The following is a 25169-nucleotide window of genomic DNA, read 5'->3' as shown; positions in this document are numbered from 1 at the left end:
TCGCTTGGGCGCTCAGCCGGGGCCGAAAGAACTGCCGTCCGGCCGTGGCGGTCCGCCGGCGGCAAATTTGGCGGACGCCTGCAGCCAGGCTTCCAGGTGCTGGGGATCGCGCGCGGCCGGCTTGAACCAGTGGGCGAACCGGCTGTAGACCGAGTCGATGGCATCGCGCGGCAGCGTGGCAGCGATTTGCCAGATCGCCTGCCGGACCGCATCGAAGCGGCCGCGCTCGACGTCCGGCCGGAAATCTCCCATCCGGCCTTCGGCCTCGACCAGCCGCGGCAGCCAGCGCCGGCGTTCGGCCGCGGTGAAGCGGGCCTGCACCAGCGCGGCGGCGCGCAGCAAGGTCGGCCGCGCCCAGCATTCGCTCGGCAGCAACGTGTCGTCGCCCGGCCATCCGCGAGGACGCTGCTTGAGGCGATACAACATCTCCATCGCGCTGCGGACGGTCTGTGCGTCGAGCCGGTCGATCAGGTCCCAGGCGCGATCGACCAGTTCCGGGGCGCGCGATTGCAGCCACAGGCCGCAAGTCAGCTGCGCCATGCCGGCCAGCAATTTCGGCGTGTGACTGGCGCAGACGCCGGTTTCCAGCACGCCCAGCATGTCGCCGGCCATTTGTGGCAAGACAGCGTGCGGGATCGACGGCAACAGTTTCGGGCCGTTCTCCACCATGTCGTTGCAGCGCACCACCCAGGCGGCGGCCAACTCGCTCAGTTCCGCCCAGCATCCCGCGGATTGCAGCTGTTGCGCGAGCGGCAACAGCCTGGGCAGCAGCTCGTCGGGCCATCCGCGCTGCGGCAGCCATTCCGCGAAGGCGCGGGCCTGCGGCACCAGGGGCAATTTCCCGATCACGGACAGGATCCGGTCGGCGGGCTCGTCGTCATCGGTATAGATCCATCGCACCAGGGGCAGGAATTGATGATGGCGCAGCGCCAGGTCGCTCGCCACATCGAACAGCGCCTCTGCGTGGGCGGTGCCGGGCGCGCATTGGCTGCTCGCCTGCCACAGCAGCGCGGCGCGTTGCGCGGGCGTTGGCGCGGTGGCGTTCAGACAATAGTTCTGCACGCGGCGCCATCCCTCGACCGGGTCGCAAGGATTCAACCGCAGAATATTGGCCAGCGCGATGGCGACGGATGGCAGCGAGTGCTGCTCGGCCTGATCCCACAGGGCGCGCCATGCTTGCGCTTGCTGCCGGGGCGGCAGACAGGGCAGCAGCTCGGCGCGTATTTGCAGCTGTCGCGCGATCTGCATGGGCGAGCCCTGCAGATGCGCCAGCACGGCCGCGGTCGCCGCTGCAGCGCAATCGGGATCGTCCAGCGCCGCGGACTGCATGGTGTGGACCGCCGACCGCGCTACCTCGAAGGCGGCATCGCCCGGCAGCGCCGCCGCCGCCCCGAGAACCGTGCGCCAATGCTGCAGCGACGTCGGTGCCGAGGGAGGGCTGCGGTAGTAGGCGCTCGCGGTGCGGCCGCCCGGCAGCAGCGTCAGCAAGGCGCAGAACACGCGGGCAGCAAAGGCAGCGTCGCGCTCGATCTGGCCGGCGGCTGCCGCCAGCAGTGCGGACCAGTGCGCGGCGAAGGTGGCCTCATCGTCCGCGCGTGCCATGACGCCGCACAGCAACTGGCCTGTCCCCTTGCGCTGCTCGGCGGCGGGCAGGGCGCGTGCAATGGAGAGCGGGCTCAATGTCTCGGGCAGCAGCGTCGCGGCAAGCTGGCGCGAGGACGGCGAGGACCGCGGCCCGGCCGTCCGGCCCAGGACGGCGACGATGGCACGTGCGCTGGCCGCGATCGGCAGCGAGGCGACGGCTTGCGCCAGTCTTGCCCATTGCGTCGGGCCGGGATTCAGGCCGGCCGCCAGGTCGGCAAGCACCGCCGCCAAGGCATCCATCACGGGCGCCAATGCGCCGGACACCGTGTCGAGCCGCTCGAGCACCGCTTCGATCGCGCTCCAGCGTTCGTCGGTCGGCAATTCGGGCACGCGCGCCAGCATGCCGGCCATCACGCGGGCGCGCCCGAACGCCGGCAAGTCCGACTGTGGCAGGCCGTCAAGCTGGGCCCGCAGCGAGGCCGCGGTCCAGATATTCGTGGTCAGCATCACCGCGGCATCGGCGGCCGCGCACGCCTGCAGGCGCTGGCTCAGCGGGTGGCAGATCTTGCGTTCCAGCACGACCCGGTCATGCAGCGACAGAAACTCGAGCACATGGTCGAGGATCGATTGAGGTAGCAGCGTGAAGCGGGATGGCGCCGTTTCGTTCGCCACGTCGGCGGTGTGGTCACGCCCCGAAGGCGTGGGGAACGTGGATAGCGTGGAGAGCGCAGGGGGCGTGGGGCAGGTGGGTTCAAGCATCGGTCGGCTCCGGCAGTGGGAAGAGCGGGAGCGGCCAGGGCCAGCATGAGTCGAGAGAACCAGAACGAAGATGGCGGACCGCGCCCGGCGAACCGAACGATGCGCGGCGGCGCTTCCGCACGCTGTTGCGGAAGCGCCGGAACGCTAGCTTTCTCGTGAACTGGCCCGTGTCCGGCGCGATGCCGGCCACGGGCCAGAGGGGGTGCGGGGAAAGAGGAGGGGAAGCCGGGACCGGGAAACCGGATCGGGAAACCCGATCAGCTGTTGCGCGACAGGGCGAGCCGCAGCAGGTCCGCTACGGTGTTGACGTTGAGCTTTTCCATGATGTTGGCGCGATGCGCCTCCACCGTCTTGATCGAGATGCCCAGATCGTCGGCGATCTGCTTGTTCAGGCGCCCGGCGACGATGCGCTCGAGCACCTGCTGTTCGCGGGTGGTCAGCTTGCCCAGTAGGTCCTGCGCGGCGCGCTGCTCGCGCGCGGCCGAATGGTCGGCTCTGGCCTTTTGCAGCATGCGCTCGACCAGCGCGCGCAGCTCGGATTCGTCGAACGGCTTCTCGATGAAGTCGATGGCGCCTTTCTTCATCGTCGACACTGCCATCGGCACGTCGCCATGGCCGGTGATGAAGACGATCGGCAGATGGATGTTCTCCGCGATCATGCGCTCCTGCAGTTCGGGGCCGCTCATGCCCGGCATGCGCACGTCCAGGATCAGGCAGGAGACCTGGTTGGCATCGTAGGCGGCCAGGAACTGCTCGGCACTGGCGAAACTGCGAACCTGGTAGCCATTGCCCTCCAGCAGCCAGGTCAGCGAGTCGCGCATCGCTTCATCGTCGTCGACGATGAAGACGGTCTCGCCGCGGTGGGGAGTGGGGTTTGGCGCTACGGTCATGAAGTCTCCTGATGCTGCGTCTGTGCGATTCGGCTAGTGTAACTCCGGCCGCGCGCGCCGCACACCCGTCGCGGCGGGGGCAAGTGTGGGCGGGGCGATCGTCGGACGATCGCCGGACGATCGTCGGGTGAGCGTCCGACGATCTGGCCGGCCGCCCCTACTGATCGGCGGTATCCGGCTCCAGCGGCAGCATGATTTTAAACGTACAGCCGATGCCGTCCGCATTGTTTTCGACCCACAGCCGGCCCTGGTGCGACTCGATGATCGAGCGGCAGATATTCAGGCCCATGCCCATGCCGTCGGACTTGGTGCTGAAGAACGGCTCGAACAAGCGCTCCTTGGTGGCCTCGTCCACGCCCGGCCCCTGGTCGATCACGTCGATGCAGACCGTCTGGCCGAGCTCGCCCTGGTCGATGCGCGCGTGCAGCCGCACCACGCCCGCGGCCCGCATTGCCGGCAGGCCCGACATCGCCTCGACCGCGTTCTTCAGCAGATTGACCAGCACCTGCTCGATCAGCACCGGGTCGACATAGAGCGTGACCGGCGGAGGCGGCAGCCGGGTCAGGATCGTCACGCGGCGGCGCGTTGCCTCGATATCGGCCAGGCCCACCGCGTCGGCGACGATGTCGTGCAGTGCGGTCTCGCGCCGCTGCGGCTGGCTGCGTTTGACGAAGCCGCGGATGCGGCTGATGATCGTGCCCGCCCGCACCGCCTGCGCCGAAGTCTTCTCGAGGATCGGCATCAGGTCCTCGGGCGTGCTGCGGCCCGAGCGCAGCCGCGCCACCGCGCCCATGCAGTAGTTGTTGATGGCCGCCAGCGGCTGGTTCAGTTCGTGCGCCAGCGACGAGGCCATCTCGCCCATGGTGGTCAGGCGGCTGGTGAACTGCAGGCGCTCCTCGTGCTGGCGCGCCATTTCCTCGGCCGCCTTGCGCACGGTGATGTCGGTGGCGATCTGCATCTGCGCCAGATGGCCGTCGACCCACTGGATATAGCGGCGCCGCACCTCGAACCACTTCTGCATGTCGGGCACGAAGATCTCGCGCGCGTCCGACGCATAGGGCATCAGCTCGGAGGCGGGCAGGCCGGCATAGGCGTCGACGAAGTCGGTGTGGTCGCTGGTGACCTGTTCCTGCTCGACCTCGCCGCCGGCCAGCTTCAGATGACCCTCGGGCTCCCAGCCGAACAGCTGGCGGTAGTAGCGGTTGGCGAACAGCAGCTCGGGTTTGTCGGTGGCCAGCACCGACACGGCCGCGTCAAGACTTTCCAGCACCGTGGTGAAGCGATCGTGCGCGGCAGCCAGTTCCTCGCGCGCGCGCTTGGGCTCGGTGATATCCGTCATCGAGCTCATCCAGCCGGTATGGCGGCCGCGGCTGTCGATCAGCGGCGACACGTACATGCGGGCGAAGAAGCTGGTGCCGTCGCGGCGCATCACGCGCATCTCGTAGCCGCCGGTGGGCGACTTGCCCTGCAGCGTCAGGTCGATCTGGCGCTGCATCTCCTGCTGGTCGTTGGGCGGCCAGTAGGGGAAGGGCGGCACGCGGCCGACCAGCTCGTGCTCCTGCCAGCCCGTCATGCGGCAGAACGCCGGATTGACATAGGTGATGCGCCCGTTCAGATCGAGCGCGCGCAGCCCGATCAGCATCGAGTTTTCCATCGCGCGGCGGAACGAGGTCTCGGCCAGCAGCGCGCGCTGCGCCTCGGAGCGGCGGCTGGTATGCCGCCACATGCTCCACAGGCTCCACAGCAGGAAGCACGACAGCCCCACCACCAGCCACAGCAGCATGTTGTTGGGCAGGTTCGACGCGGGCGGATAGGCGTCGGCGCGCAGCGACAGCGAATGGCCCGGCGGGTCGAGCAGCACCTCGTAGGACAGCGCGGTGGCCGGCACCGGCCGCAGCGAAGTGCTGGCGCGCAGCTGGTTGTTCTTGTCGATCAGCGAGAAGCGGTAGCGCTCGGTCAGCTCGGGCGGCAGCAGATGGGTCAGGATGCCGTTGATCGAATAGAGCGCGCCGAGCGTGCCGAGGAACTCGTTGTCGCGCACGATCGGCACCTGCATCAGCATGAAGCTGTCGCCGCGTTCATTGACGAGCGGGCGCGAATAGACGACCCGCTGCGTCTCGCGCGCGGTGTCGAAGGTGTCGAGCACCTCGGGTTCGAGCGGCTGCTCCGGCGTCTCGCGCAGCCGCGCGGCGAATTCCGACGTCGACGGCAGCGACCAGCGCGCGCGCCGCGTGGCATCAAGCCAGTTGATGAAGACGATTTCCGGGTTCTCGCGCAGCACCTCCTGCGCGGCCGTGCGGTAGGCGCGCTGGTCAAGCTGCGCGGCGGCGATGTCGCGCGCCAGCGAGGCGAGCTGATCCTGATTGCTCAGCAGCGACAGCCGCACGCGCTGCTGCGCCCAGGCGGCGTCGCGGTACAGCGCGTCGCGCTGCTGCTGGCGCTCGGTCTCGTGCAGGGACCACAGGATCACGCCCATCGCACCGGAGAACAGCACGATCGCCACCAGCGGGATGAACATGAACCAGCTGGTCGCGACCAGATTGCGCCAGCGCAGCCACCACAGCCCGCGCGGCGGGCCCGTGAAGGGGCGGCCGTCGGCGGCCTCGTCGGCGGGGCCGAGCCCTTCGAGCGCGTCCAGCGGCGTCAGCGCGCTCAACTGGTCGATGGCGCCAGGACCGCCGGCCGGCATTCCGGCGCCGCCGGCATCGCGGGAGGCATCGGCGGCAGGGGGAATCATGGGCAGGCGGAAGGGCGACAGCAGCCGAAGGACGAGGCGGTGGATGGACAGCATGATGGGATTGACGACTGACCGAGCAGTGTAGCTCGATTGCTGCAGTGCGTCGCTTGGGGAAAGCGCCTATGCGGCACGCGCGTCGGGCCGTCAGCCTGCAGGCCGCACGGCGGCGCGGCTGGCGGGGTCGTGGTGCGTCGCCGCAATATTTCGCATCATGAGAAACGATACCGTAATTTGAAAATTTCGCTTGTGCTGCGAAATCGCCTTCCATAGAATCGGTGCCGACCGAACGATGCGGGAGGAAGGCGGTCGGACCTTGTCCGGGTACCAGCGACAGGCCAGCCCATCCGCCCATCCAGCCTCGCTCCGCACCCCCGTCAGACAGCGCCAGGCCAGCCACCCACGAAAGCGGCCGTTGCTGGCGCACGCATTCCACAGGAGACGATCCATGTCAGCCGTACCAGAGCAGATCCTCGGCGCAGCCGGCGCCAATGACGCCGACCCGCAGGAAACCCAAGAATGGCTCGAGGCCCTGCAGGGCGTGATTGGCGCGGAAGGTAGCGAGCGCGCGGCCTTCCTGATCGACAAGCAGATCGAATATGCGCGCGTGAACGGCGTCACGCAGCCGTTCCACGCCGAAACCCCGTATATCAATACCATCCCGGTCGAGCAGCAGGCGCGCATCCCTGGCGACCAGGACATCGAGCACCGCATCCGTTCGTACTCGCGCTGGAACGCGATGGCGATGGTGCTGCGGGCCAACAAGCACACCAACGTCGGCGGCCACATCTCGTCCTACGCGTCGGCGGCCACGCTGTACGACGTCGGCTACAACCACTTCTGGCACGCGCCGTCGGACAAGCATGGCGGCGATCTGGTCTTCGTGCAGGGCCACTCGGCGCCGGGCGTCTATTCGCGCGCCTTCCTGCTGGGCCGCCTGACCGCCGAGCAGCTCGACAACTTCCGCCAGGAAGTCGACGGCAAGGGCATCTCGTCGTATCCGCACCCGTGGCTGATGCCGGACTTCTGGCAGTTCCCGACCGTGTCGATGGGCTTGGGCCCGATCATGGCGATCTACCAGGCGCGCTTCATGAAGTACCTGCAGAGCCGGGGCCTGGTCAATACCGAAGGCCGCAAGGTCTGGGCCTTCCTCGGCGACGGCGAGACCGACGAGCCCGAATCGCTGGGCGCGATCGGCATGGCCGGCCGCGAGAAGCTGGACAACCTGGTCTTCGTCATCAACTGCAACCTGCAGCGCCTGGACGGTCCGGTGCGCGGCAACGGCAAGATCATCCAGGAACTGGAGTCGGAATTCCGCGGCGCCGGCTGGAACGTGATCAAGGTGGTCTGGGGCAGCCGCTGGGATTCGCTGCTGGCGCGCGACACCAAGGGCCTGCTGATGAAGCGGATGATGGAATGCGTCGACGGCGAGTACCAGACCTTCAAGGCCAAGGACGGCGCTTACGTGCGCGAGCACTTCTTCAATACGCCCGAGCTCAAGGCGATGGTGGCGGACTGGTCCGATGACGACATCTGGCGCCTGAACCGCGGCGGCCACGATCCGCACAAGATCTACGCCGCCTACAAGGCCGCCACCGAGCACAAGGGCCAGCCGACGCTGATCCTGGCCAAGACCATCAAGGGCTACGGCATGGGCGATGCCGGCCAGGCGATGAACATCACCCACCAGCAGAAGAAGATGCCGGTGGAGGCGATCCGCCGCTTCCGCGACCAGTTCAATCTGCCGGTGCCGGACGACAAGCTGGAAGAAGTCCCGTACCTGACCTTCGAGGAAGGCTCGAAGGAACTGGAATACATGCGCGCCCGCCGCATGGAGCTCGGCGGCTATCTGCCGACGCGCCGCCAGAAGGCCGACCCGCTGCCGGTGCCGGAGCTGTCGGCATTCTCCGCGCTGCTCAAGGCGACGGGCGAGGGACGCGAGGTCTCGACCACGATGGCCTTCGTGCGGATCCTGAACACGCTGCTCAAGGACAAGCAGCTCGGCAAGCATGTGGTGCCCATCGTCCCGGACGAGTCGCGCACCTTCGGCATGGAAGGCCTGTTCCGCCAGATCGGCATCTGGAACCAGGAGGGCCAGAAATACGTGCCGGAAGACCATGACCAGCTGATGTTCTACAAGGAATCGCAGACTGGCCAGGTGCTGCAGGAAGGCATCAACGAAGCCGGCGCGATGTGCGACTGGATCGCGGCCGCCACGTCGTACTCGACGCACGGCGTGCAGATGATCCCGTTCTACATCTACTACTCGATGTTCGGCATCCAGCGGATCGGCGATCTGTGCTGGGCCGCCGCCGACATGCGTTCGCGCGGCTTCCTGCTGGGCGGCACCTCGGGCCGCACCACGCTGAACGGCGAAGGTCTGCAGCACGAGGATGGCCACTCGCACGTGTTCCACGCGGTGATCCCGAACTGCATCTCGTACGATCCGACCTTCCAGTACGAGCTGGCCGTGATCATGCAGGACGGCCTGCGCCGCATGTACGCCGAGCAGGAGGACGTGTACTACTACCTGACGGTGATGAACGAGAACTACGAGCATCCGGAAATGCCGGCTGGCGTGGAGAAGGACATCGTCAAGGGCATGTACGCCTTCCGCAAGGGCGCCGAAAACAGCAACGCGCCGCGCGTGCAGCTGCTCGGCTCGGGCACGATCTTCCGCGAGGTGATCGCCGCTGCCGAACTGCTGAAGAAGGACTGGGGCGTCGAATCGGATCTGTGGAGCTGCCCGAGCTTCACCGAACTGGCCCGCGAAGGCCAGGCCGCCGAGCGCTGGAACCTGCTGCATCCGACCGAAACGCCGCGCGAATCGCACGTGACCAAGTGCCTGAAGTCGGTGCGCGGTCCGGTGATCGCCTCCACCGACTACGTGCGCGCGTTCGCCGAGCAGATCCGTCCGTTCGTACCGCGCCGCTACGTGGTGCTGGGCACCGACGGCTTCGGCCGCTCGGATACCCGCGAGAAGCTGCGCCACTTCTTCGAAGTGGACCGCCACTGGGTCACGCTGGCTGCGCTGAAGGCGCTCGCCGACGAGGGCGCCATCGCGCGCGACAAGGTTGCCGAGGCCATCAAGAAATACAACCTCGACCCGAACAAGCCGAACCCGATGACGGTCTGATCCGGCTGTCACTCCCGCGAACCCCCCGGGCACGGCAACGCCGCGCCCGGGTCGCCCGGGCCTTGCCTGGGCGTTGTCCAGTAAATGGTCCGGGCGCCGCGGCGTGACAAGGCACGTGCGTCAAAGTAATCTCGACGCTTTCGTTGTCACGCGCGCCGTCCTGTCCAGGAGACACTGAATGAGTCAAGCGATTGAAATCAAGGTGCCGGATATCGGCGACTACGACGCCGTTCCCGTCATCGAAGTCCACGTGAAGCCGGGCGACACGATCAACGCCGAGGATGCGCTGGTCACGCTGGAATCGGACAAGGCGACGATGGACGTGCCCTCGCCGCAGGGCGGCACGGTCAAGGAAGTCAAGGTCAACGTCGGCGACAACGTGGCGGAAGGCTCGGTGCTGGTGATGCTGGAACCGGCGGGCGCCGCGGCCCCTGCACCGGCTCCCGCTGCCGCACCGGCACCGGCGCCTGCTGCCACGGCTGCATCGGCCCCGGCGCCCGCCGCTGCGCAGGCACCGGCTCCGGCACCTGCTCCGGCTGCTGCCGGCGGCGGTACCGTCGAGGTCAAGGTGCCCGACATCGGCGACTACGAAGGCGTGCCGGTCATCGAGGTCCACGTCAAGCCCGGCGACAGCGTCAATGCCGAGGACTCGCTGATCACGCTCGAATCGGACAAGGCCACCATGGACGTGCCGTCGCCTTCGGCGGGCGTGGTCAAGGAAGTCAAGGTCAAGGTCGGCGACAACGTGTCCGAAGGTACGTTGATCGTGATTCTGGAAGGCGCTGGTTCCGGCGCGGCCGCGGGCGCCGCAGGCGCTGCTGCGCCGGCACCTGCCGCCGCACCGGCTCCCGCCCCGGCGGCCGCAGCGCCGGCTCCGGCTGCCGCACCGGCACCGGCCGCTGCAGCGCAGGCCGCGCCGGCTGGCGTCAGCGGCAAGGCCGCGCATGCCAGCCCGTCGGTGCGCAAGTACGCGCGCGAACTCGGCGTCGACGTGTCGCGCGTGCCGGGCTCCGGCCCCAAGGGCCGCATCACCCATGAAGACGTGCAGCGCTACGTCAAGGGCGTGATGACCGGCCAGGCCGCGGCGCCCGCGCAGGCGGCTGCCGGTGGCGCCGGGGGCGGCGAACTCGGTCTGCTGCCGTGGCCGAAGGTCGATTTCACCCGCTACGGCGAGATCGAAAGCAAGCCGCTGTCGCGCATCAAGAAGATTTCCGGCGCGAACCTGCATCGGAACTGGGTGATGATCCCCCACGTGACCAATCACGACGAGGCCGACATCACCGAGCTCGAAGCCTTCCGCGTGCAGCTGAACAAGGAATACGAGAAGCAGGGCGTCAAGGTCACGATGCTGGCCTTCATGATCAAGGCCACGGTCGCCGCGCTGAAGAAGTTCCCGAACTTCAACGCCTCGCTCGACGGCGACAACCTGGTCCTGAAGAAGTACTTCAACATCGGCTTCGCCGCCGATACGCCCAACGGCCTGGTCGTGCCGGTGATCAAGGACGCCGACAAGAAGGGCGTGATCGAGATCGCGCAGGAGATGGCGGAACTGGCCAAGCTCGCGCGCGACGGCAAGCTCAAGCCCGACCAGATGCAGGGCGGCTGCTTCTCGATCTCGTCGCTCGGCGGCCTGGGCGGTACCTATTTCACGCCGATCATCAATGCGCCGGAAGTGGCCATCATGGGCGTCTGCAAGTCGTATCAGAAGCCGGTCTGGGACGGCAAGCAGTTCGTGCCGCGCCTGACGCTGCCGCTGTCGCTGTCGTGGGATCACCGCGTGATCGACGGCGCCGAAGCCGCCCGCTTCAATACCTACTTCGGTCAGCTGCTGGCCGATTTCCGCCGCATTCTGCTGTAAGCGGCCCGGCCACAGGAGCAAAGCATGAGTGTGATCGAAGTCAAGGTGCCGGATATCGGCGATTTCGACGCGGTAGAAGTGATCGAGGTTCTGGTCAAGCCGGGCGACACGATCGAGCAGGAACAGTCGCTGATCGTGCTGGAGTCGGACAAGGCCAGCATGGACGTGCCGTCGTCTGCGGCCGGCAAGGTGGTCGAGGTCAAGGTCAAGGTCGGCGACAAGGTGGCCAAGGACACGGTGATCTGCACGGTCGAGGCTCAGGCCGCGGCCGCAGCGGCGCCTGCCGCTGGCCCGGCTCCCGCGCCGGCTCCGGCCGCAGCGCCGGCTCCCGCATCGGCATCGGCATCGGCACCGGCGGCGGCACCCGTTGCGGCAACGCATGCCGGCGGCGCCGATATCCAGTGCGAGATGCTGGTGCTGGGCGCCGGCCCCGGCGGCTATTCGGCGGCGTTCCGCAGTGCCGACCTCGGCATGAATACCGTGCTGGTCGAGCGCTATGCGAGCCTGGGCGGGGTTTGCCTCAATGTCGGCTGCATCCCGTCGAAGGCGCTGCTGCATAACGCCGCGATCATCGACGAGGCCAAGGCGCTGGCCGCGCACGGCATCGTGTTCGGCGAGGCCAAGGTCGATCTGGACGGCCTGCGGAAGTACAAGGATTCGGTGGTCGGCAAGCTGACCGGGGGCCTGGCCGGCATGGCCAAGGCGCGCAAGGTGCAGGTCGTGCGCGGCATCGGCACTTTCCTCGACCCGCATCATCTCGAAGTGCAGGAGACTGGCGGCGACGGCAAGGACACCACCGGCAAGAAGACGGTGATCCGCTTCGACAAGGCCATCATCGCCGCCGGCAGCCAGGCGGTGAAACTGCCGTTCATCCCGGAAGATCCGCGCATCGTCGACTCGACCGGCGCGCTGGAACTGCGCGAAATCCCGAAGCGCATGCTGGTGATCGGCGGCGGCATCATCGGCCTGGAAATGGCCACGGTCTACAGCACGCTGGGCGCCAGCATCGATGTCGTCGAGATGCTCGATGGCCTGATGCAGGGCGCCGACCGCGATCTGGTCAAGGTCTGGGAGAAGATGAACAAGGATCGCTTCGACAAGGTGATGCTCAAGACCAGGACCGTCGGGGTCGAAGCCAAGGACGACGGCATCTACGTCAGGTTCGAAGGCGAGCAGGCGCCGGCAGAACCGCAGCGCTACGACCTGGTGCTGGTGTCGGTGGGCCGCGCGCCCAACGGCAAGCGGATCGGCGCGGAGAAGGCCGGCGTCGCGGTGACCGATCGCGGTTTCATCGAGGTCGACAGCCAGATGCGCACCAACGTGCCGCACATCTTCGCGATCGGCGACATCGTCGGCCAGCCGATGCTGGCGCACAAGGCCGTGCACGAAGCGCACGTGGCCGCGGAAGCCGCGCACGGCGAGAAGGCTTACTTCGACGCCAAACAGATTCCGTCGGTGGCCTATACCGATCCGGAAGTGGCCTGGGCCGGCCTGACCGAGGAACAGTGCAAGGCGCAGGGCATCAAGTACGGCAAGGGCGTATTCCCGTGGGCCGCTTCGGGCCGCGCGATCGCCAATGGCCGCGACGAGGGCTTCACCAAGCTGCTGTTCGACGAGGAAACCCACCGCATCATCGGCGGCGGCATCGTCGGCACGCATGCGGGCGACCTGATCGGCGAAGTGTGCCTGGCGATCGAGATGGGCGCGGACGCGGTGGACATCGGCAAGACTATCCATCCGCACCCGACGCTCGGCGAGTCGATCGGCATGGCCGCCGAGATCTACGAGGGCGTCTGCACGGACGTCCCGCCGCCGCGCAAGCGTTGAGCGGCTGGTTGTAGCGGCACAGAACAGGGCCCGCCGGGATGGCGGGCCTTGTTTTGTTTGATAACGCAATTAACCGCCGACGTCGGGGCCGCTCTGGCTATGGCTGCGCCCAGAGCCGGCAGGGCCACCAGGCCACCAGGCCACCAGGCCACCAGGCCGCTAGGCCGCTAGGCCGCTAGGCCGCTAGGCCGCTAGGCCGCTAGGCCGCTAGGCCGCGACGAAGATCCCCGCCGCGTCGGACCGGCGCGCCGGCCGCACAACGATCTCGACATGCTGGTCGAGCGCAACGAGGGCCTGCATCAGGCGCTCCAGCGAGATGTTCTGCAACCTGTAGCGTCGAATCTGCGACACCTTTGGCTGCGTCATGCCCATGATATGGGCTGCTTCGACCTGACTGAGCCGCCGCTGGTCGATCACGTCGTTGACCTTGACCGCCAGCAGTACTTTTGCCGACAGTTCCTCGGCATCGGCAAATCCAAGGTCGACCAATACATTGTCCGTGCCTGTTCGAATGCGATTGCGCGGCATCACGACCTCCCGCTTTTTCCGTATCTGGCGAGCACCGCCTTTAGCCGCTTCTCGATCAGCGCGACATCCGGTTGCGGTGTGGCGATGCCCGACTTGGACTTTTTCTGAAACGCGTGCAGCACGTGCACTGCGCCGCCCACGCAGACCGTGTAGACGGCCCGAAAGGTATCGCCGCAGTGATCCTCGACCAGTTCGTACACGCCCGAACCGAGGCCCTTCCACGGCTTCGCCGAAGGAGGCGTGCGTCCCAACTGGACGACGAACAAGGCGACCCCCATGTCCTTTTGAACCGGAATGGGGAATGCCTTGAAGTCCTTCTTCGAAGAGCCTTCCCAATACAGCAGCTTGCGTTCGTCGAGCACGAATTATACCTGTTCGGATATAAGTCGCAAGCGACAGATGCCCCAGCGGCACTGGCCCCACCATGACAAACCGACTGCGAAGCGCAACCGAATCGCCTTGCGAAAGGCGGCGATGATAGCGGCGATCGGGCGGCAAAAAGGTGTACGACCGTGACGACCGCGGTCCGCGGTGCGAATGCGCCAACTGCGGTGCCAGCGGCAATAAAAAAGCCCGGCACGAATGCCGGGCTTCGGAGGTCAGCGTAGACGCTTGGTGCCCCACGAGGGGACACCAGCCAGCGCGATCAGGCTGCGGTGGTCTTCTTGCCAGCGGTACGGGCGGTGGCGCTCGCTTGCTGGGCGGCCTTGGTGGCGGCGGTGGCGGCCGCCTGGAAATTGCTTTCGGCGATTTCCACGGCTTGCTTGGTGGCCTTCTGGACCGACTCGTAGGCGTTGTTGGCGGCCGAGATGGCCGACTTTACGATCGCCACGGTCGATTCCGAACCGGCGGGTGCGTTCTTGGCGAAGTTGTCGACCAGGCTCTGCACGTTGCGCGAGCTTTCGGCCAGCTGGGCCTCGGCGACGCGGGTGAATTCCGACTGCGTGTCGGCCGCGATCTCGTAGACGTGGCGGCTGTAGGCCACGGCCTTTTCGGCGACCGGCTGGATCAGCGAAACCTGCAGCGCGACCAGTTCCTGGGCATCGCGGGCGGTCAGCGTGCGCTTGGCGTGCTCGACGTTTTCGGCCAGGGTGGTCTTGACGACTTGCATGTTCAGCTCGACCAGCTTTTCCATGCCTTCGAAGGCCTTGGTGGTCAAACCGAACAGGGTTTCCAGATTGGCTTTGTGGGCAGCGGCAACTTGTTCGGGGGTAAAGGACATGCTGGTCTCCATCAGAATGAAGTCGAGTTCAAGCGAACTCAAAAATAGGTCGCCTAGATGTCAAGGCCGTGAAGTTGCGGTGGCCAGCCCAGGCGCGTGAATGGTTTTGTGCGTTCGCTCCAGGGGCCGATCGGCCGGTCCGGAAACCGTCTTTCGGGTAATGGTGCGTCGCAACAATTCCGTATTGTATGGACCATGTTTGGTGTGTCAAGCGGTTTTTGTGCATCGCACAACCAGACTCGGGTAAACCCCCTGGCGGGTCCGGCACATTGCCACGTTTCGATCACTTCGCTCGCCACGGGCACGTGACGAACAGGGCGGTGCTACCATCGCGCATTCCGTTCAATGCAGGGCGGGGCAGGGGCGCGAGCCCAGCCGCCGCGCGGCCCGCCCGTTCCGCAATCTAGCCGATGTCCCGCCAAGCCGCCCCTTGCCGCCTTCCCGGCATCGCGATTCCCTCTCCAGCCACCGGCTTCCCGGTTGCCTCGCGCATGCAGGGGCGCGCATGAGGCCGGCGGCCGAAACCACCGCGGGCCGGACCGCATCCGCCGGCGCCAATGTCTGGCTGGTGTCGATGCCCTGGCTGTTCGTGCTGATCTGGAGCACCGGCTTTATCGTCGCCAAGTACGGCATGCCCCATGCCGAGCCGATGACCTTCCTCTTCCTGCGCTTTGCCGGCGTAGTGGTGTTGATGGTGCCGTTCGTCGCGCTGGCGCGCGTGCCCCTGCCGCGGCGCGACGGCCGCGTCGACTGGGCCATGATCGGCCGCATTGCGCTGGCGGGGCTGCTGCTGCAGACCGGCTATCTGGGCGGCGTCTGGGCGGCGGTCAAGCTCGGCATGCCGGCCGGCATGGCCGCGTTGATCGTCGGCATGCAGCCGCTGCTGACGGCGCTGATCTCGCTGCGCCTGGGCGAGCGTTTGCGCGGATGGCAGTGGATCGGCCTGCTGCTCGGCATCGTCGGCGTCGGCCTGGTGGTGGCCGGCAAGCTGTCGGTCGGCGCGGCGACGCCGTTCAGCGTGCTGCTCGCCGTCGGCGCCTTGCTGTCGATCACTGTCGGCACGCTGTATCAGAAGCATCGCTGCCCGGTGTTCGACCTGCGCATGGGGTCGCTGATCCAGTTCACTGCAGCGGCGCTGGCCTGTTTGCCGTTCATGTTCGCGTTCGAAACGCGCGAGGTCGACTGGAACGCCGAGATGATCGGTGCGCTGGCATGGTCGATCGTGGCCCTGTCGATCGGCGCGATCTCGCTGCTGTTCGTGCTGATCCGCCGCGGTGCCGCCACCAGCGTATCCAGCCTGATGTACCTGACGCCGCCGACCACTGCCGTGATGGCCTGGTTGCTGTTCGACGAACGCTTTCCGCCGATGGCCGCCGCCGGCATGGCGCTCGCCGCGGCCGGCGTCGCGCTGGTGATGCGCGGCGGCGCCTCCTCGCCGCGCCGCGATTGATCGTTCCGTCCGCCAACTTTCCTGAGTCCGTTCCGCACGCCATGAAGCCGCAAGCCCAGACCCGCGACTGCTATCGCCACTTCCTGCCGATCACGACGCGTTGGATGGACAACGATGTTTATGGCCACGTCAACAACGTTGTCTACTACAGTTATTTCGATACCGTGGTGAATCGCTACCTGATCGAGCGCGGCGTGCTTGATATCGAAGCAGGCGACACCATCGGGCTGGTGATCGAGACGCAGTGCAATTACTTTGCCTCGCTGAGCTTTCCCGAGACGGTAGTCGCGGGTCTGCGCGTCGCGCGGCTCGGCAACAGCAGTGTGCGCTACGAGGTGGGGCTGTTTCGCGAGGGCGAGAACAGCGCCGCCGCGCAGGGGCACTTCGTGCATGTCTATGTCGATCGTCAGACGCGCCGCCCGGTGGCCTTGCCCGCGCCGCTGCGCGAGGCCCTGCAGCCGCTGCTGGTGGCGGCTGCGGATCGGTAGGGAGCGTGAACGTGAACGCGCACAGGGGCCGTACCGGCCTGACTCTCGCGCCCGGCATCGGGTGCGGGGCAGTGGGCGCGCCGCGCGCCGGATGTTGCGGTGCAGATGTGAACCGCAACCGGGTTTCGCGCGTTGCTGATCGTGTTGGCGCGACCGCCGTTCGCCTGCCCCCTCAATTTCTCGCCAGATCTGACGTTAGCAAGACGTGCGCGTTCGCAGGGCGGAAGAGTGCCGGGCCGGGAAGCCGCGTCATGCAGATTTCCATGTGCTGCAAGCGTCTTATTTTTCGTATTACGGAAATGTCTGTAATCGAAGCTTTAAGTCCGCTGTGTAAGTCATTAATCTTGCTAACAAATTCTTTTTTTTCTACACTGGCGCCATTCCCGATGCGCGCCCGAGAATCATGTCCCGGTTCGACCTCCCATTTCTGAGATTTCTCGGCACCCTGCCTCTGCCGACCGTGGCAGCGTCCATGCTGGTGTCGGCGGCGCTGATTGCCGCGCCCATGGCGGAGGCGGCGAGTAAATCGTCAAAACCCGCCAAAAAGACCGAAAAGGTCGTCAAAGTCCAAAAATCTTCCGCTAAATCGTCAAAGGCGTCGAGCAAGTCGGCCAAGGCCGGCAACGACTCGAAGCGCGCGACGGTCGCCAAGACCGGCAGCCGCAAGGTCATCGTTTCCAAGAACGGCAAGCGCAAGGTCATTCTGGTCCAGCGTCAGGCCGCGCCCGTGCGCGCCGCCTTCACCCCGCCGTCGCGTCCGTCGCTGGGCGAGGCACTCGGGCTGCGCGATACCGACGATGCGCTGTCGCTGCGCTCCAGCGTCGCGCTGGTGATGGACCAGAACACCAACGAAGTCCTGTTTCAGAAGAATGCGGCCGCGGTGCTGCCGATCGCCTCGATCACCAAGCTGATGACCGCGCTGGTGGTGATGGACGCGCGCCTGCCGATGGACGAGGTGTTGACCATCACCGAAGAAGATCGCGACACCGAGAAGCACAGCAGCTCGCGTCTGCGCTTCGGTACGCAGCTGACCCGCCAGGAACTGCTGCTGTTGGCGCTGATGTCGTCGGAGAACCGTGCCGCCTCGGCGCTGGGCCGACACTATCCGGGCGGCCTGCCGGCCTTCGTGCAGGCGATGAACCGCAAGGCGCGCGAGCTCGGCATGAACGACACCCACTTCGTCGATTCGAGCGGCCTGTCGAGCAGCAATGTCTCGTCGGCGGTCGATCTGGCCCGGCTGGTCAAGGCGGCCTACCGCAATCCGACCATCCGCGCGTTCTCCACGCAGACCGAGCATGAAGTCAACGTGCTGGGCCGCACCCAGCACTACGTCAGCACCAACCGCCTGGTGCGTGGCGGCAACTGGGAGATCGGGCTGCAGAAGACCGGCTTCATCTCCGAGGCCGGGCGTTGCCTGGTGATGCAGGCACGCATCGGCGGCCGCGATGTGGTGATGGTGTTCCTGGACTCGTCCGGCAACCTGACCCGCTTTGCCGACGCCAATCGCGTGCGCGACTGGCTGGAGCATTCGCCGCCCTCGGCGCCGAACCGCTTCCCCAGCACGCCGAACCTCACCCAGGGGCCGGCCAACTCGCCGCACTATGTGCTGACGTCGCAGCAGGCTCGCGGAATCTGACGGCAGGGCGGGCAACCCGTCCCACGACGAAAGACGCGCCCCTCGTGGGCGCGTCGTCGTTTCCGGCGCGATGCTTGGGGCTTGGTTCGCCGAACGACAGCCGTCAGCGCCTCACAGCAGCTTGCCCGGATTCATGATCCCCGCCGGATCGAGCAGCCGCTTGATCCCGACCATCAGCCGCAGTTCGAGCGGATCCTTGTAGCGGTGAAAGTACTCGCGCTTGAGCTGGCCAATGCCGTGCTCCGCGCTGATGCTGCCGCCGTGGCGCATGACCTCGTCGAGCACCTCGGCGGTGACCGCCTCGCCATGGGTTGTCGCCCAGTCGCTGGGCGCGCCGGCCGGACGCGACAGGTTGTAATGCAGGTTGCCATCGCCGAAGTGGCCGAAGACGAAGGGGCGGATCGCGCGGTCGAGCCGTTGCAGCCGCGCGTCCATCCTTTCCATGAAGGTGGGGATCGATTCGATCGGCAACGAGATGTCGTGCTTCAGATGCGGGCCGTCTGCGCGCTGCGCTTCGGAGATTTCCTCGCGCAGTTTCCACATCGCCTCGACCTGGCTCAGCGATGCCGACACCGCCGCGTCGACGCACAGTCCTTGTTCGAGTGCGTCGCCGATAGTCGCTTCCAGCAGGGAGTTCAGCCCGGCCTCGTCCGTGGTGTCGGCCAGCTCCACCAGTACATAGGCCGGATGCCGGCCGGCGAACGGCGCCTGCACGCCTTCGGCATGGGTCAGCACCAGATCCAGGCACGGGCCGGTGAAGAACTCGAAGGCTTGCAGCCGTGCCCCGCAACGCGAATACAGCAGCGAAAACAGTTGCAGCGCCTGCTGCGGCGACTCCACCGCGGCCAGCACCACGGCGCGCTGATCGGTGCGCGGCAGCAGCCGCAGCGCCACGGCGGTGATCACCCCCAGCGTGCCTTCGGAGCCGATCAGCAACTGCTTCAGGTCGTAGCCGGTGTTGTCCTTGCGCAGTGTGCGCAGTCCATGGAAGACCTCGCCGTCGGGCAGCACCGCTTCCAGCCCCAGCACCAGCTCGCGCGCCATGCCGTAGCGCACCACGTTGACGCCGCCTGCATTGGTCGCCAGGTTGCCGCCGATCTGGCACGAGTCCTCCGCGGCCAGTGACAGCGGCAGCTGGCGGTCCGCGTCATGGGCCGCGCGGCGCAGATTGCCGAGGATGCAGCCGGCCTCGGCCACCATCGTATTGGCGATGGTGTCGACCGAGCGGATCGCGTTCATCCGGTCCAGGCTCAGCACCACGTTGGCGGGACGATCGTCGGGCGTGGCGCCGCCGCACAGGCCCGTATTGCCGCCGCGCGGCACCACCGGCACGCGCCACTGCTGGCACAGCGCCAGGCAGCGCGCGACTTCGTCGGTATCGCGGGGCCGCACCACGGCCTGGGCATCGCCGCGGTAGATTCCGCGCCAGTCGCTGAGCCAGGGAGCGATCGACGGCGCATCGGTGGTCACCACATCGGGTCCCAGCGCCTCGAGCAGGCGCGGCAGAAAACCGGAGTCTTGCATCTCGTCGTGTGCTGTCTGTCGATATCGGGGAGGGCGGAACGCGCGAAATCGCGTTCCTGGCGTGACGTGAGGGGCGGCGGCAAGGCCGCGGCAAGCGGGCCGAAGCGGCGGCGCCAGGCTGCGCGCCGCTGCACGTCGCTACAAGCGGCTACACGCTGCTACACGTCGCTATCGGCGGTATAGCCCATGCCGCGCGAAATCTGCAACGCCGTTTCCTTCAGATTCTGCAGCCAGCTGTCCTGCAGCCGGTCTGCCGGCGCCGACAGCGACAGGCCGGCGACCAGCCGGCGGGAGTCGTCGTAGATACCCGCGGCAATGCAGCGCACGCCGAGCTCGAGTTCTTCGTTGTCGCGCGCATAGCCGTTGGTGCGCACCCAGTTCAGCTCGCGCTCCAGCTTGGCGAGATCGGTGATCGACGTGCGGGTATGGCCGGCGAGCCCGGTGCGGGTCGCGTAGTTGCGCACCCGCGCGACCTCGTCCGCGGCGAGGAACAGCTTCCCGACCGAGGTCAGATGAAGCGGCGCGCGCCCGCCGATGGCGCGCACCACCTGCATGCCGGAGCGCTCGCTGTAGGCGCGTTCGATATAGACGATCTCGTCGCCCTGGCGCACCGACAGGTTGACGGTCTGGCCGGTGACGCGGTGCAGCGCGCGCATCGGCGCCAGCGCCGCCTCGCGGACCGAGAGCCGGGCCTTGACCAGATTGCCCAGTTCCAGCAGGCGCATGCCGAGCCGGTAGCTGCCCGGATCGGAGCGGTCGACGAAGCGGCACGCGACCATGTCGTTGAGAATGCGGTGCGCCGTCGAGGGATGCAGCCCGGTAGCCTGGGAGAGTTCCTTCAGACTGACCGGATCGGCATGCCGCGCGAGCGCATCGAGCAGCGTCATCATGCGTTCGATCACCTGGATCGACGTCTTGCCGGGTTCCTTCTCTGCTTCAGCCATGGGGAAATTGTTGCCATGCGGCATATTAAGCGACTGCCTGATTCTATCTCGCATCGTGAAAATTTCAATACGTGAAATGTCATAGTGGGGCAATCCGCACATAAACCGCCCCAAATTGGGGCGCCGCACGCCTGTGGCGGCAAACAAAAGCGTCCGCTTCGCATCGGCGCAGTGGCGGAACCGCGGCGCAAAAGCGCATAATTGCGAGGTTTTGGGTCTGGAAAAAGGTAAGAATCCATGCGAGTCGGTCTGTTCGTCACCTGTCTGGTGGACCTGATGCGGCCTGAAATCGGCTTTTCGGTGCTCAAGCTGCTGGAGAAAGCCGGCTACGAGGTGATGGTCCCCGAGGCCCAGACCTGCTGCGGCCAGCCGGCCTACAACTCCGGCGAGCGCACCGCGTCGCGCGACCTGGCGGAGAAATTCCTGCGCGAGTTCGAAATGTTCGATTACGTGGTGGTGCCGTCGGGCTCCTGCGGCGGCATGATCCTGCACCACTACGGCGACCTGCTGCGCAACGATCCCGAACTGAACGGCCGCTACGAGCGCCTGCGTCCCCGCGTCTACGAACTGACCGATTTCCTGGTCAACGTCGCGCGCATCGACACGCTGGACAGCAGCTTTTCCGGCCACGTGACCTATCACGACTCCTGTTCCGGCCTGCGCGAGCTTGGCATCAAGCAGCAGCCGCGTGCGCTGCTGGGCAAGCTGCCAGGGGTGCAGCTCACCGAGATGAAGGACTGCGAGGCCTGCTGCGGTTTCGGCGGGACGTTCTCGGTCAAGTACGGCAATATCTCGACCGCGATCGTCGACGAGAAGTGCGCCAATATCGCCGCCAGCGGCGCCGAGGCGGTGGTGCTCGGCGATCTGGGCTGCATCCTCAATATCGAAGGCCGCCTGCGCCGGACCGGCGATACGCGCACCCGCGTGCTGCATATCGCCCAGGTCCTGGCCGGCGACGCCTGATCCCCGCATCCCCGCATCGATCGCCCACCGCGCAAGAGGCTAAACGCATGCAAGTGCACAGCATGGAATTCAAGGCGCGCGCCGGCCAGAAGCTGGCCGACCAGCGCCTGCAGCAGAATCTGAAGAAGCTGTCGACCAAGTTCGTCACCGCGCGCGCGGCGGCGATCGAGGACATCGATTTCCCCGCCACGCGCGAGGCGCTGAAGGAGCGCCGCGACCGCGCGCTGGCCAATCTGGACGTGTGGCTGGCGACCTTCGAGGAGAACGCGACGCGGCGCGGCGCCACCGTGCTGTTCGCCGAGACGACCGCCGACGCGGCGCGGCTGGTCGGCGAGATCGCGCAAAAGCACGGCGTGCGCAAGGTCATCAAGAGCAAGTCGATGGTGACCGAGGAGATGCGGCTCAACGAGGTGCTCGGCGAGCTGGGCGTGCAAAGCATCGAGACCGATCTGGGCGAATACATCCTGCAGATCAACGACGCCGAGCCGCCGTCGCACATCATTGCGCCGGTGGTGCACAAGGACAAGGACGAGATCGCCGATCTGTTCGCCAAGGTCCACCAGAAGCCGCGCCTGACCGAGATCCCCGACATGACGCGCGAAGCCCGCGAGGTGCTGCGTCCCGAGTTCCTGTCGGCCGATATGGGCGTGACGGGCGGCAACTTCCTGATCGCCGAAACCGGCTCGGTCGCGGTGGTGACCAACGAGGGTAACGAGGGCATGTGTACCGTGATGCCGCGCGTGCATGTCGCCGTCACCGGCATCGAGAAGGTCTTGCCGACGCTGGAGGACCTGGCCACCGTGATGCGGCTGCTGCCGCGTTCGGCCACCGGCCAGGCGATCTCGAACTATTTCTCGCTGCTGACCGGCCCGCGCGCGCCGGGCGAGCAGGACGGTCCGGAGCATATGTACTTCGTGCTGGTCGATGGCGGACGCACCGGCCTGATCGGCGGCGACTTCCAGGAGATGCTGCGCTGCATCCGCTGCGGCGCCTGCATGAACCACTGCCCGGTCTATCAGAAGATTGGCGGCCATGCCTATGGCTGGGTCTATCCGGGGCCGATGGGCAGCGTGCTGACGCCCAGCTATGTCGGCCTGGGCAATGCCATCGACCTGCCGCAGGCGGCCACGCTGTGCGGCGAGTGCAACCGCGTCTGCCCGGCCTCGATTCCGCTGTCGGACCTGCTGCGCAAGCTGCGCGAGAAACAGATGGAGCGCGGCATGCGGCCCTGGCAGGAGCGTTGGGGACTGCGCATCTGGGGCTACGTGGCCAGGCGGCCAGGCCTGTACGCGCTGGCCACGCGGCTGGGTGCCAGTGTGCTCTCGCGCATGGGCCGCAACGACGGACGCATCGGCAAGCTGCCGCTGGGCGGCCGCGGCTGGACCGACACCCGCGACATGCCGGCGCCGAGCGGGCGCACCTTCCGCGACCTCTACAAGGAAAGAAGGGCAAAGGCATGAGCGATCCGGCGAATCAGGGCAATCCATCCAATCAGGCGCCCTTGCGCGCCATGCGCAACGCGCTGGACGGCCATCGTGCCGGCGTGCTGCCCGCCGACGGGCTGGTGCGCACCTGGCGCGAGCAGGGCGCGGCATTGACGCTGCCGCCGGTGTTCGGCCAGGCGATGGAGGAACTGCTGCGGCGGTTGGAGATGTCCTCGGTGTTCGCACAGGACAGCTGCTCGTTCTCCAGCACCGCGGTGACGGACCAGCTGGAACGCTGGCTGGCGAAGGCGGCTTCGGTCTGAGGCCGCCGCCCCGTCCCGCATCGGCAGCAAGACAAAACCCCGGCCGAGGCCGGGGTTTTGCATGGCGAAGCAGGGCGCGAAATCAGCCGAGCAGCAGGGCGTCGTCGTCCAGCTGCTCGTGCCGGCTGCGCTCGAACATGCGCAGCAGGTCGGGCACGTCGAGGCCCTTGCGTTCCTCGCCCGACACGTCGAGCACCACCTGGCCCTGGTGCAGCATCACGGTGCGCTGGCCGTAGTCCAGCGCCTGCCGCATGCTGTGGGTCACCATCATCGTGGTCAGCTTGTTTTCCTCGACGATGCGGGCCGTCAGCTCGAGCACGAAGGCGGCGGTCTTCGGGTCCAGCGCGGCGGTATGCTCGTCCAGCAGCAGGATCCGCGAGGGCTGCAGCGACGCCATCAGCAGGCTGACCGCCTGGCGCTGGCCGCCGGACAGCAGGCCGATGCGGTCGGTCAGCCGGTTTTCCAGCCCGAGGTTCAGCAGCCGCAGCTTGTCGCGGAACAGTTCGCGCGAGGCGCGATTCAGCGCCGGGCGGAAGCCGCGGCGCGAACCGCGCGCCATCGCCAGCGCCATGTTTTCCTCGATCGTCAGCGCTTCGCAGGTGCCCGCCATCGGGTCCTGGAACACGCGCGCGACCAGCGGCGCGCGGTCCCAGGCGGGCTTGCGCGTGACATCGTTGCCGTCGATGGTGATGGTGCCGGAATCGACCATCTGGTCGCCGCTGACGGCGTTCAGGAAGGTCGATTTGCCGGCGCCGTTCGAGCCGATCACGGCGACGAACTGGCCCGCCGGAATCTCCAGGCTCAGGCCGCGCAGCGCGCGGGTCTCGATCGGCGTGCCGGGGTTGAAGGTCAGCTTCAGGTCTTGTGCGCGCAGCATGTCAGCCTCCATTCGCCTTGCGGCCGAACAGCTTCTTGCGCGTGGCCGGCAGCACCAGCGCGACCGTCACCAGCAGCGCGGTGACCAGATTCAGATCCTGTGCCTTCAGGCCGATGAAGTCGCTGTTCAGCGCCAGTGCGATGAAGAAGCGGTAGAGGATCGCGCCGAGCACCACGGCCAGCGTCGTCAGGATCAGCCGGCGTGCCGGCAGGATGGTCTCGCCGATGATCACCGCGGCCAGGCCGATCACGATGGTGCCGATGCCCATCGAGATGTCGGAGCCGCCCTGGGTCTGCGCGAACAGCGCGCCGGCCAGCGCGACCAGTGCGTTCGACAGCGCCATGCCGGCCAGCGTGGCGCGGCCGGTGGCGATGCCCTGCGCGCGCGCCATGCGCGGATTGGCGCCGGTCGCCCGCATCGCCAGCCCGAGCTGCGACGAGAAGAACCAGTCCAGCCCGAGCTTGGCGACGATCACGATCGCCACCAGCACCAGCGGGCGCAGCATGAAGTCGGGCAGCCATTCCGGCTGCAGCACCGTGAACATCGTCGGCTCGGTGATCAAGGGCACATTGGGCCGGCCCATGATGCGCAGATTGATCGAGTACAGCGCGATCATCATCAGGATCGACGCCAGCAGATCCATGATCTTGAGCCGGACATTGAGCCAGCCGGTGATCAGGCCGGCGACCGCGCCGGCGACGATGGCGAGCGCCGTGGCCAGGAACGGATCGTGGCCCATCGCGATCAGCGTGGCGGCAACGGCGCCGCCCAGCGGAAAGCTGCCATCGACGGTCAGATCGGGGAAATTGAGGATGCGGAAGGAGATCAGCACCCCGAGGGCGACGAGGCTGAAGATCAGGCCGATCTCGAGCGCGCCCAGAAGGGAGAAGAGAGACATGGTGAATCCTGTTGCGGTATGCGCGCCCGCCGGTGGCCGGGCGTGCTGACTGGCGCGGCAGCCGCCGGCGGATCATGCGCCTGGGCGGGCCGCAGGCTGCAACC

Annotated in this window: 19 protein-coding genes; 9 read left to right on the top strand and 10 right to left on the bottom strand. The window is 66.9% G+C overall.

From position 1 onward, the window contains the following. Positions 1–12 precede the first annotated feature (12 nt). From HTY53_RS06680 to HTY53_RS06670, 3 genes are all read right to left on the bottom strand, one after another. Positions 13–2343 (bottom strand): hypothetical protein, encoded by a 2331-nt coding sequence (locus HTY53_RS06680; RefSeq protein WP_174105712.1) that lies wholly within the window; start codon positions 2341–2343, stop codon positions 13–15. Positions 2344–2600: 257 nt separating this feature from the next. Then, a complete protein-coding gene (locus HTY53_RS06675) occupies positions 2601–3233 on the bottom strand; it encodes a response regulator transcription factor (protein WP_006578226.1) in 633 nt (210 codons plus the stop codon). 157 nt (positions 3234–3390) lie between these two features. Continuing rightward, positions 3391–6024 (bottom strand): PAS domain S-box protein, encoded by a 2634-nt coding sequence (locus HTY53_RS06670; RefSeq protein WP_174105710.1) that lies wholly within the window; start codon positions 6022–6024, stop codon positions 3391–3393. A gap of 391 nt (positions 6025–6415) precedes the next feature. Between HTY53_RS06670 and aceE the strand changes: the two genes are divergently transcribed. From aceE to lpdA, 3 genes are all read left to right on the top strand, one after another. Further along, positions 6416–9103, top strand: a complete 2688-nt coding sequence (gene aceE / locus HTY53_RS06665) for a pyruvate dehydrogenase (acetyl-transferring), homodimeric type (RefSeq protein ID WP_174105708.1) — start codon at positions 6416–6418, stop codon at positions 9101–9103. A gap of 178 nt (positions 9104–9281) precedes the next feature. After that, the gene (aceF, locus tag HTY53_RS06660; RefSeq protein WP_174105706.1) at positions 9282–10961 is read left to right on the top strand and encodes a dihydrolipoyllysine-residue acetyltransferase; all 1680 of its coding nucleotides are present in this window, start codon (positions 9282–9284) and stop codon (positions 10959–10961) included. Positions 10962–10985: 24 nt separating this feature from the next. Then, positions 10986–12788, top strand: a complete 1803-nt coding sequence (lpdA, locus tag HTY53_RS06655; RefSeq protein WP_174105704.1) for a dihydrolipoyl dehydrogenase — start codon at positions 10986–10988, stop codon at positions 12786–12788. Between the two features lie 207 nt (positions 12789–12995). Here the strand turns inward: lpdA and HTY53_RS06650 are convergent, their stop codons facing one another. The 3 genes from HTY53_RS06650 to HTY53_RS06640 all read right to left on the bottom strand — a co-directional run bounded on the left by HTY53_RS06650 (position 12996) and on the right by HTY53_RS06640 (position 14538). Beyond that, complete coding sequence (locus tag HTY53_RS06650) at positions 12996–13316, bottom strand: helix-turn-helix domain-containing protein (protein ID WP_174105702.1); 321 nt, start codon at positions 13314–13316, stop codon at positions 12996–12998. Further along, the gene (locus tag HTY53_RS06645; RefSeq protein ID WP_174105700.1) at positions 13316–13678 is read right to left on the bottom strand and encodes a type II toxin-antitoxin system RelE/ParE family toxin; all 363 of its coding nucleotides are present in this window, start codon (positions 13676–13678) and stop codon (positions 13316–13318) included. The genes HTY53_RS06650 and HTY53_RS06645 overlap by 1 nt, the downstream gene beginning before the upstream one ends. A 284-nt stretch (positions 13679–13962) precedes the next feature. Beyond that, positions 13963–14538 carry a phasin family protein gene (locus HTY53_RS06640; protein ID WP_149318958.1) on the bottom strand — a complete coding sequence of 192 codons (576 nt, stop codon included), beginning with the start codon at positions 14536–14538 and terminating at the stop codon, positions 13963–13965. A 505-nt stretch (positions 14539–15043) separates the two neighbouring features. On the opposite strand from HTY53_RS06640, the gene HTY53_RS06635 reads away from it, so the two are divergent. The 3 genes from HTY53_RS06635 (at position 15044) to pbpG (ending at position 18112) form a co-directional block, all read left to right on the top strand. Further along, on the top strand, positions 15044–15988 hold the full coding sequence (locus tag HTY53_RS06635) for a DMT family transporter (RefSeq protein ID WP_174105698.1): 945 nt from the start codon (positions 15044–15046) through the stop codon (positions 15986–15988). 41 nt (positions 15989–16029) lie between these two features. Then, complete coding sequence (locus HTY53_RS06630; RefSeq protein ID WP_174105696.1) at positions 16030–16476, top strand: acyl-CoA thioesterase; 447 nt, start codon at positions 16030–16032, stop codon at positions 16474–16476. 403 nt (positions 16477–16879) lie between these two features. After that, positions 16880–18112, top strand: coding sequence for a D-alanyl-D-alanine endopeptidase (gene pbpG, locus HTY53_RS06625; RefSeq protein WP_174105694.1), 1233 nt, complete (start codon positions 16880–16882; stop codon positions 18110–18112). A gap of 111 nt (positions 18113–18223) precedes the next feature. Here pbpG and HTY53_RS06620 read toward each other — a convergent pair whose 3' ends face one another. Together HTY53_RS06620 and HTY53_RS06615 are read right to left on the bottom strand one after the other, a co-directional pair. Continuing rightward, positions 18224–19636: an FAD-binding oxidoreductase gene (locus tag HTY53_RS06620; protein ID WP_174105692.1), complete on the bottom strand. Its 1413-nt coding sequence runs from the start codon at positions 19634–19636 to the stop codon at positions 18224–18226. Between the two features lie 158 nt (positions 19637–19794). Continuing rightward, positions 19795–20580 carry an IclR family transcriptional regulator gene (locus HTY53_RS06615; protein WP_174105690.1) on the bottom strand — a complete coding sequence of 262 codons (786 nt, stop codon included), beginning with the start codon at positions 20578–20580 and terminating at the stop codon, positions 19795–19797. 237 nt (positions 20581–20817) lie between these two features. Here HTY53_RS06615 and HTY53_RS06610 point away from each other — a divergent pair, with 237 nt between their 5' ends. The 3 genes from HTY53_RS06610 to HTY53_RS06600 are packed head-to-tail and all read left to right on the top strand — an operon-like array spanning position 20818 to position 23290. Next, the gene (locus HTY53_RS06610; RefSeq protein WP_174105688.1) at positions 20818–21543 is read left to right on the top strand and encodes a (Fe-S)-binding protein; all 726 of its coding nucleotides are present in this window, start codon (positions 20818–20820) and stop codon (positions 21541–21543) included. Positions 21544–21590: 47 nt separating this feature from the next. Beyond that, complete coding sequence (locus HTY53_RS06605; protein ID WP_174105686.1) at positions 21591–23003, top strand: LutB/LldF family L-lactate oxidation iron-sulfur protein; 1413 nt, start codon at positions 21591–21593, stop codon at positions 23001–23003. Continuing rightward, positions 23000–23290, top strand: coding sequence for a hypothetical protein (locus HTY53_RS06600; RefSeq protein WP_174105684.1), 291 nt, complete (start codon positions 23000–23002; stop codon positions 23288–23290). The genes HTY53_RS06605 and HTY53_RS06600 overlap by 4 nt, the downstream gene beginning before the upstream one ends. Positions 23291–23372: 82 nt before the next feature. Here HTY53_RS06600 and HTY53_RS06595 read toward each other — a convergent pair whose 3' ends face one another. After that, positions 23373–24167: an ABC transporter ATP-binding protein gene (locus HTY53_RS06595; RefSeq protein WP_174105682.1), complete on the bottom strand. Its 795-nt coding sequence runs from the start codon at positions 24165–24167 to the stop codon at positions 23373–23375. A gap of 1 nt (position 24168) precedes the next feature. Beyond that, entirely contained in the window at positions 24169–25065 is an 897-nt protein-coding gene (locus tag HTY53_RS06590; protein WP_174105681.1) for an ABC transporter permease, read from the bottom strand. Positions 25066–25169 lie beyond the last annotated feature (104 nt).

The organism is Cupriavidus gilardii (assembly GCF_013314895.1).
Lineage (GTDB): Bacteria > Pseudomonadota > Gammaproteobacteria > Burkholderiales > Burkholderiaceae > Cupriavidus > Cupriavidus gilardii_C.
The sequence above is the reverse complement of the archived record's forward strand: the minus strand, read 5'-3'. Positions and strand labels throughout refer to the sequence as shown.

Bases quoted from the DNA above. Each gene is read 5' to 3' on its own strand.
- HTY53_RS06680 (WP_174105712.1), bottom strand. From the start codon at position 2,343: ATGCTTGAACCCACCTGCCCCACGCCCCCTGCGCTCTCCACGCTATCC.
- HTY53_RS06675 (WP_006578226.1), bottom strand. From the start codon at position 3,233: ATGACCGTAGCGCCAAACCCCACTCCCCACCGCGGCGAGACCGTCTTC.
- HTY53_RS06670 (WP_174105710.1), bottom strand. From the start codon at position 6,024: ATGCTGTCCATCCACCGCCTCGTCCTTCGGCTGCTGTCGCCCTTCCGC.
- aceE (WP_174105708.1), top strand. From the start codon at position 6,416: ATGTCAGCCGTACCAGAGCAGATCCTCGGCGCAGCCGGCGCCAATGAC.
- aceF (WP_174105706.1), top strand. From the start codon at position 9,282: ATGAGTCAAGCGATTGAAATCAAGGTGCCGGATATCGGCGACTACGAC.
- lpdA (WP_174105704.1), top strand. From the start codon at position 10,986: ATGAGTGTGATCGAAGTCAAGGTGCCGGATATCGGCGATTTCGACGCG.
- HTY53_RS06650 (WP_174105702.1), bottom strand. From the start codon at position 13,316: ATGCCGCGCAATCGCATTCGAACAGGCACGGACAATGTATTGGTCGAC.
- HTY53_RS06640 (WP_149318958.1), bottom strand. From the start codon at position 14,538: ATGTCCTTTACCCCCGAACAAGTTGCCGCTGCCCACAAAGCCAATCTG.
- HTY53_RS06635 (WP_174105698.1), top strand. From the start codon at position 15,044: ATGAGGCCGGCGGCCGAAACCACCGCGGGCCGGACCGCATCCGCCGGC.
- HTY53_RS06630 (WP_174105696.1), top strand. From the start codon at position 16,030: ATGAAGCCGCAAGCCCAGACCCGCGACTGCTATCGCCACTTCCTGCCG.
- pbpG (WP_174105694.1), top strand. From the start codon at position 16,880: ATGTCCCGGTTCGACCTCCCATTTCTGAGATTTCTCGGCACCCTGCCT.
- HTY53_RS06620 (WP_174105692.1), bottom strand. From the start codon at position 19,636: ATGCAAGACTCCGGTTTTCTGCCGCGCCTGCTCGAGGCGCTGGGACCC.
- HTY53_RS06615 (WP_174105690.1), bottom strand. From the start codon at position 20,580: ATGGCTGAAGCAGAGAAGGAACCCGGCAAGACGTCGATCCAGGTGATC.
- HTY53_RS06610 (WP_174105688.1), top strand. From the start codon at position 20,818: ATGCGAGTCGGTCTGTTCGTCACCTGTCTGGTGGACCTGATGCGGCCT.
- HTY53_RS06605 (WP_174105686.1), top strand. From the start codon at position 21,591: ATGCAAGTGCACAGCATGGAATTCAAGGCGCGCGCCGGCCAGAAGCTG.
- HTY53_RS06600 (WP_174105684.1), top strand. From the start codon at position 23,000: ATGAGCGATCCGGCGAATCAGGGCAATCCATCCAATCAGGCGCCCTTG.
- HTY53_RS06595 (WP_174105682.1), bottom strand. From the start codon at position 24,167: ATGCTGCGCGCACAAGACCTGAAGCTGACCTTCAACCCCGGCACGCCG.
- HTY53_RS06590 (WP_174105681.1), bottom strand. From the start codon at position 25,065: ATGTCTCTCTTCTCCCTTCTGGGCGCGCTCGAGATCGGCCTGATCTTC.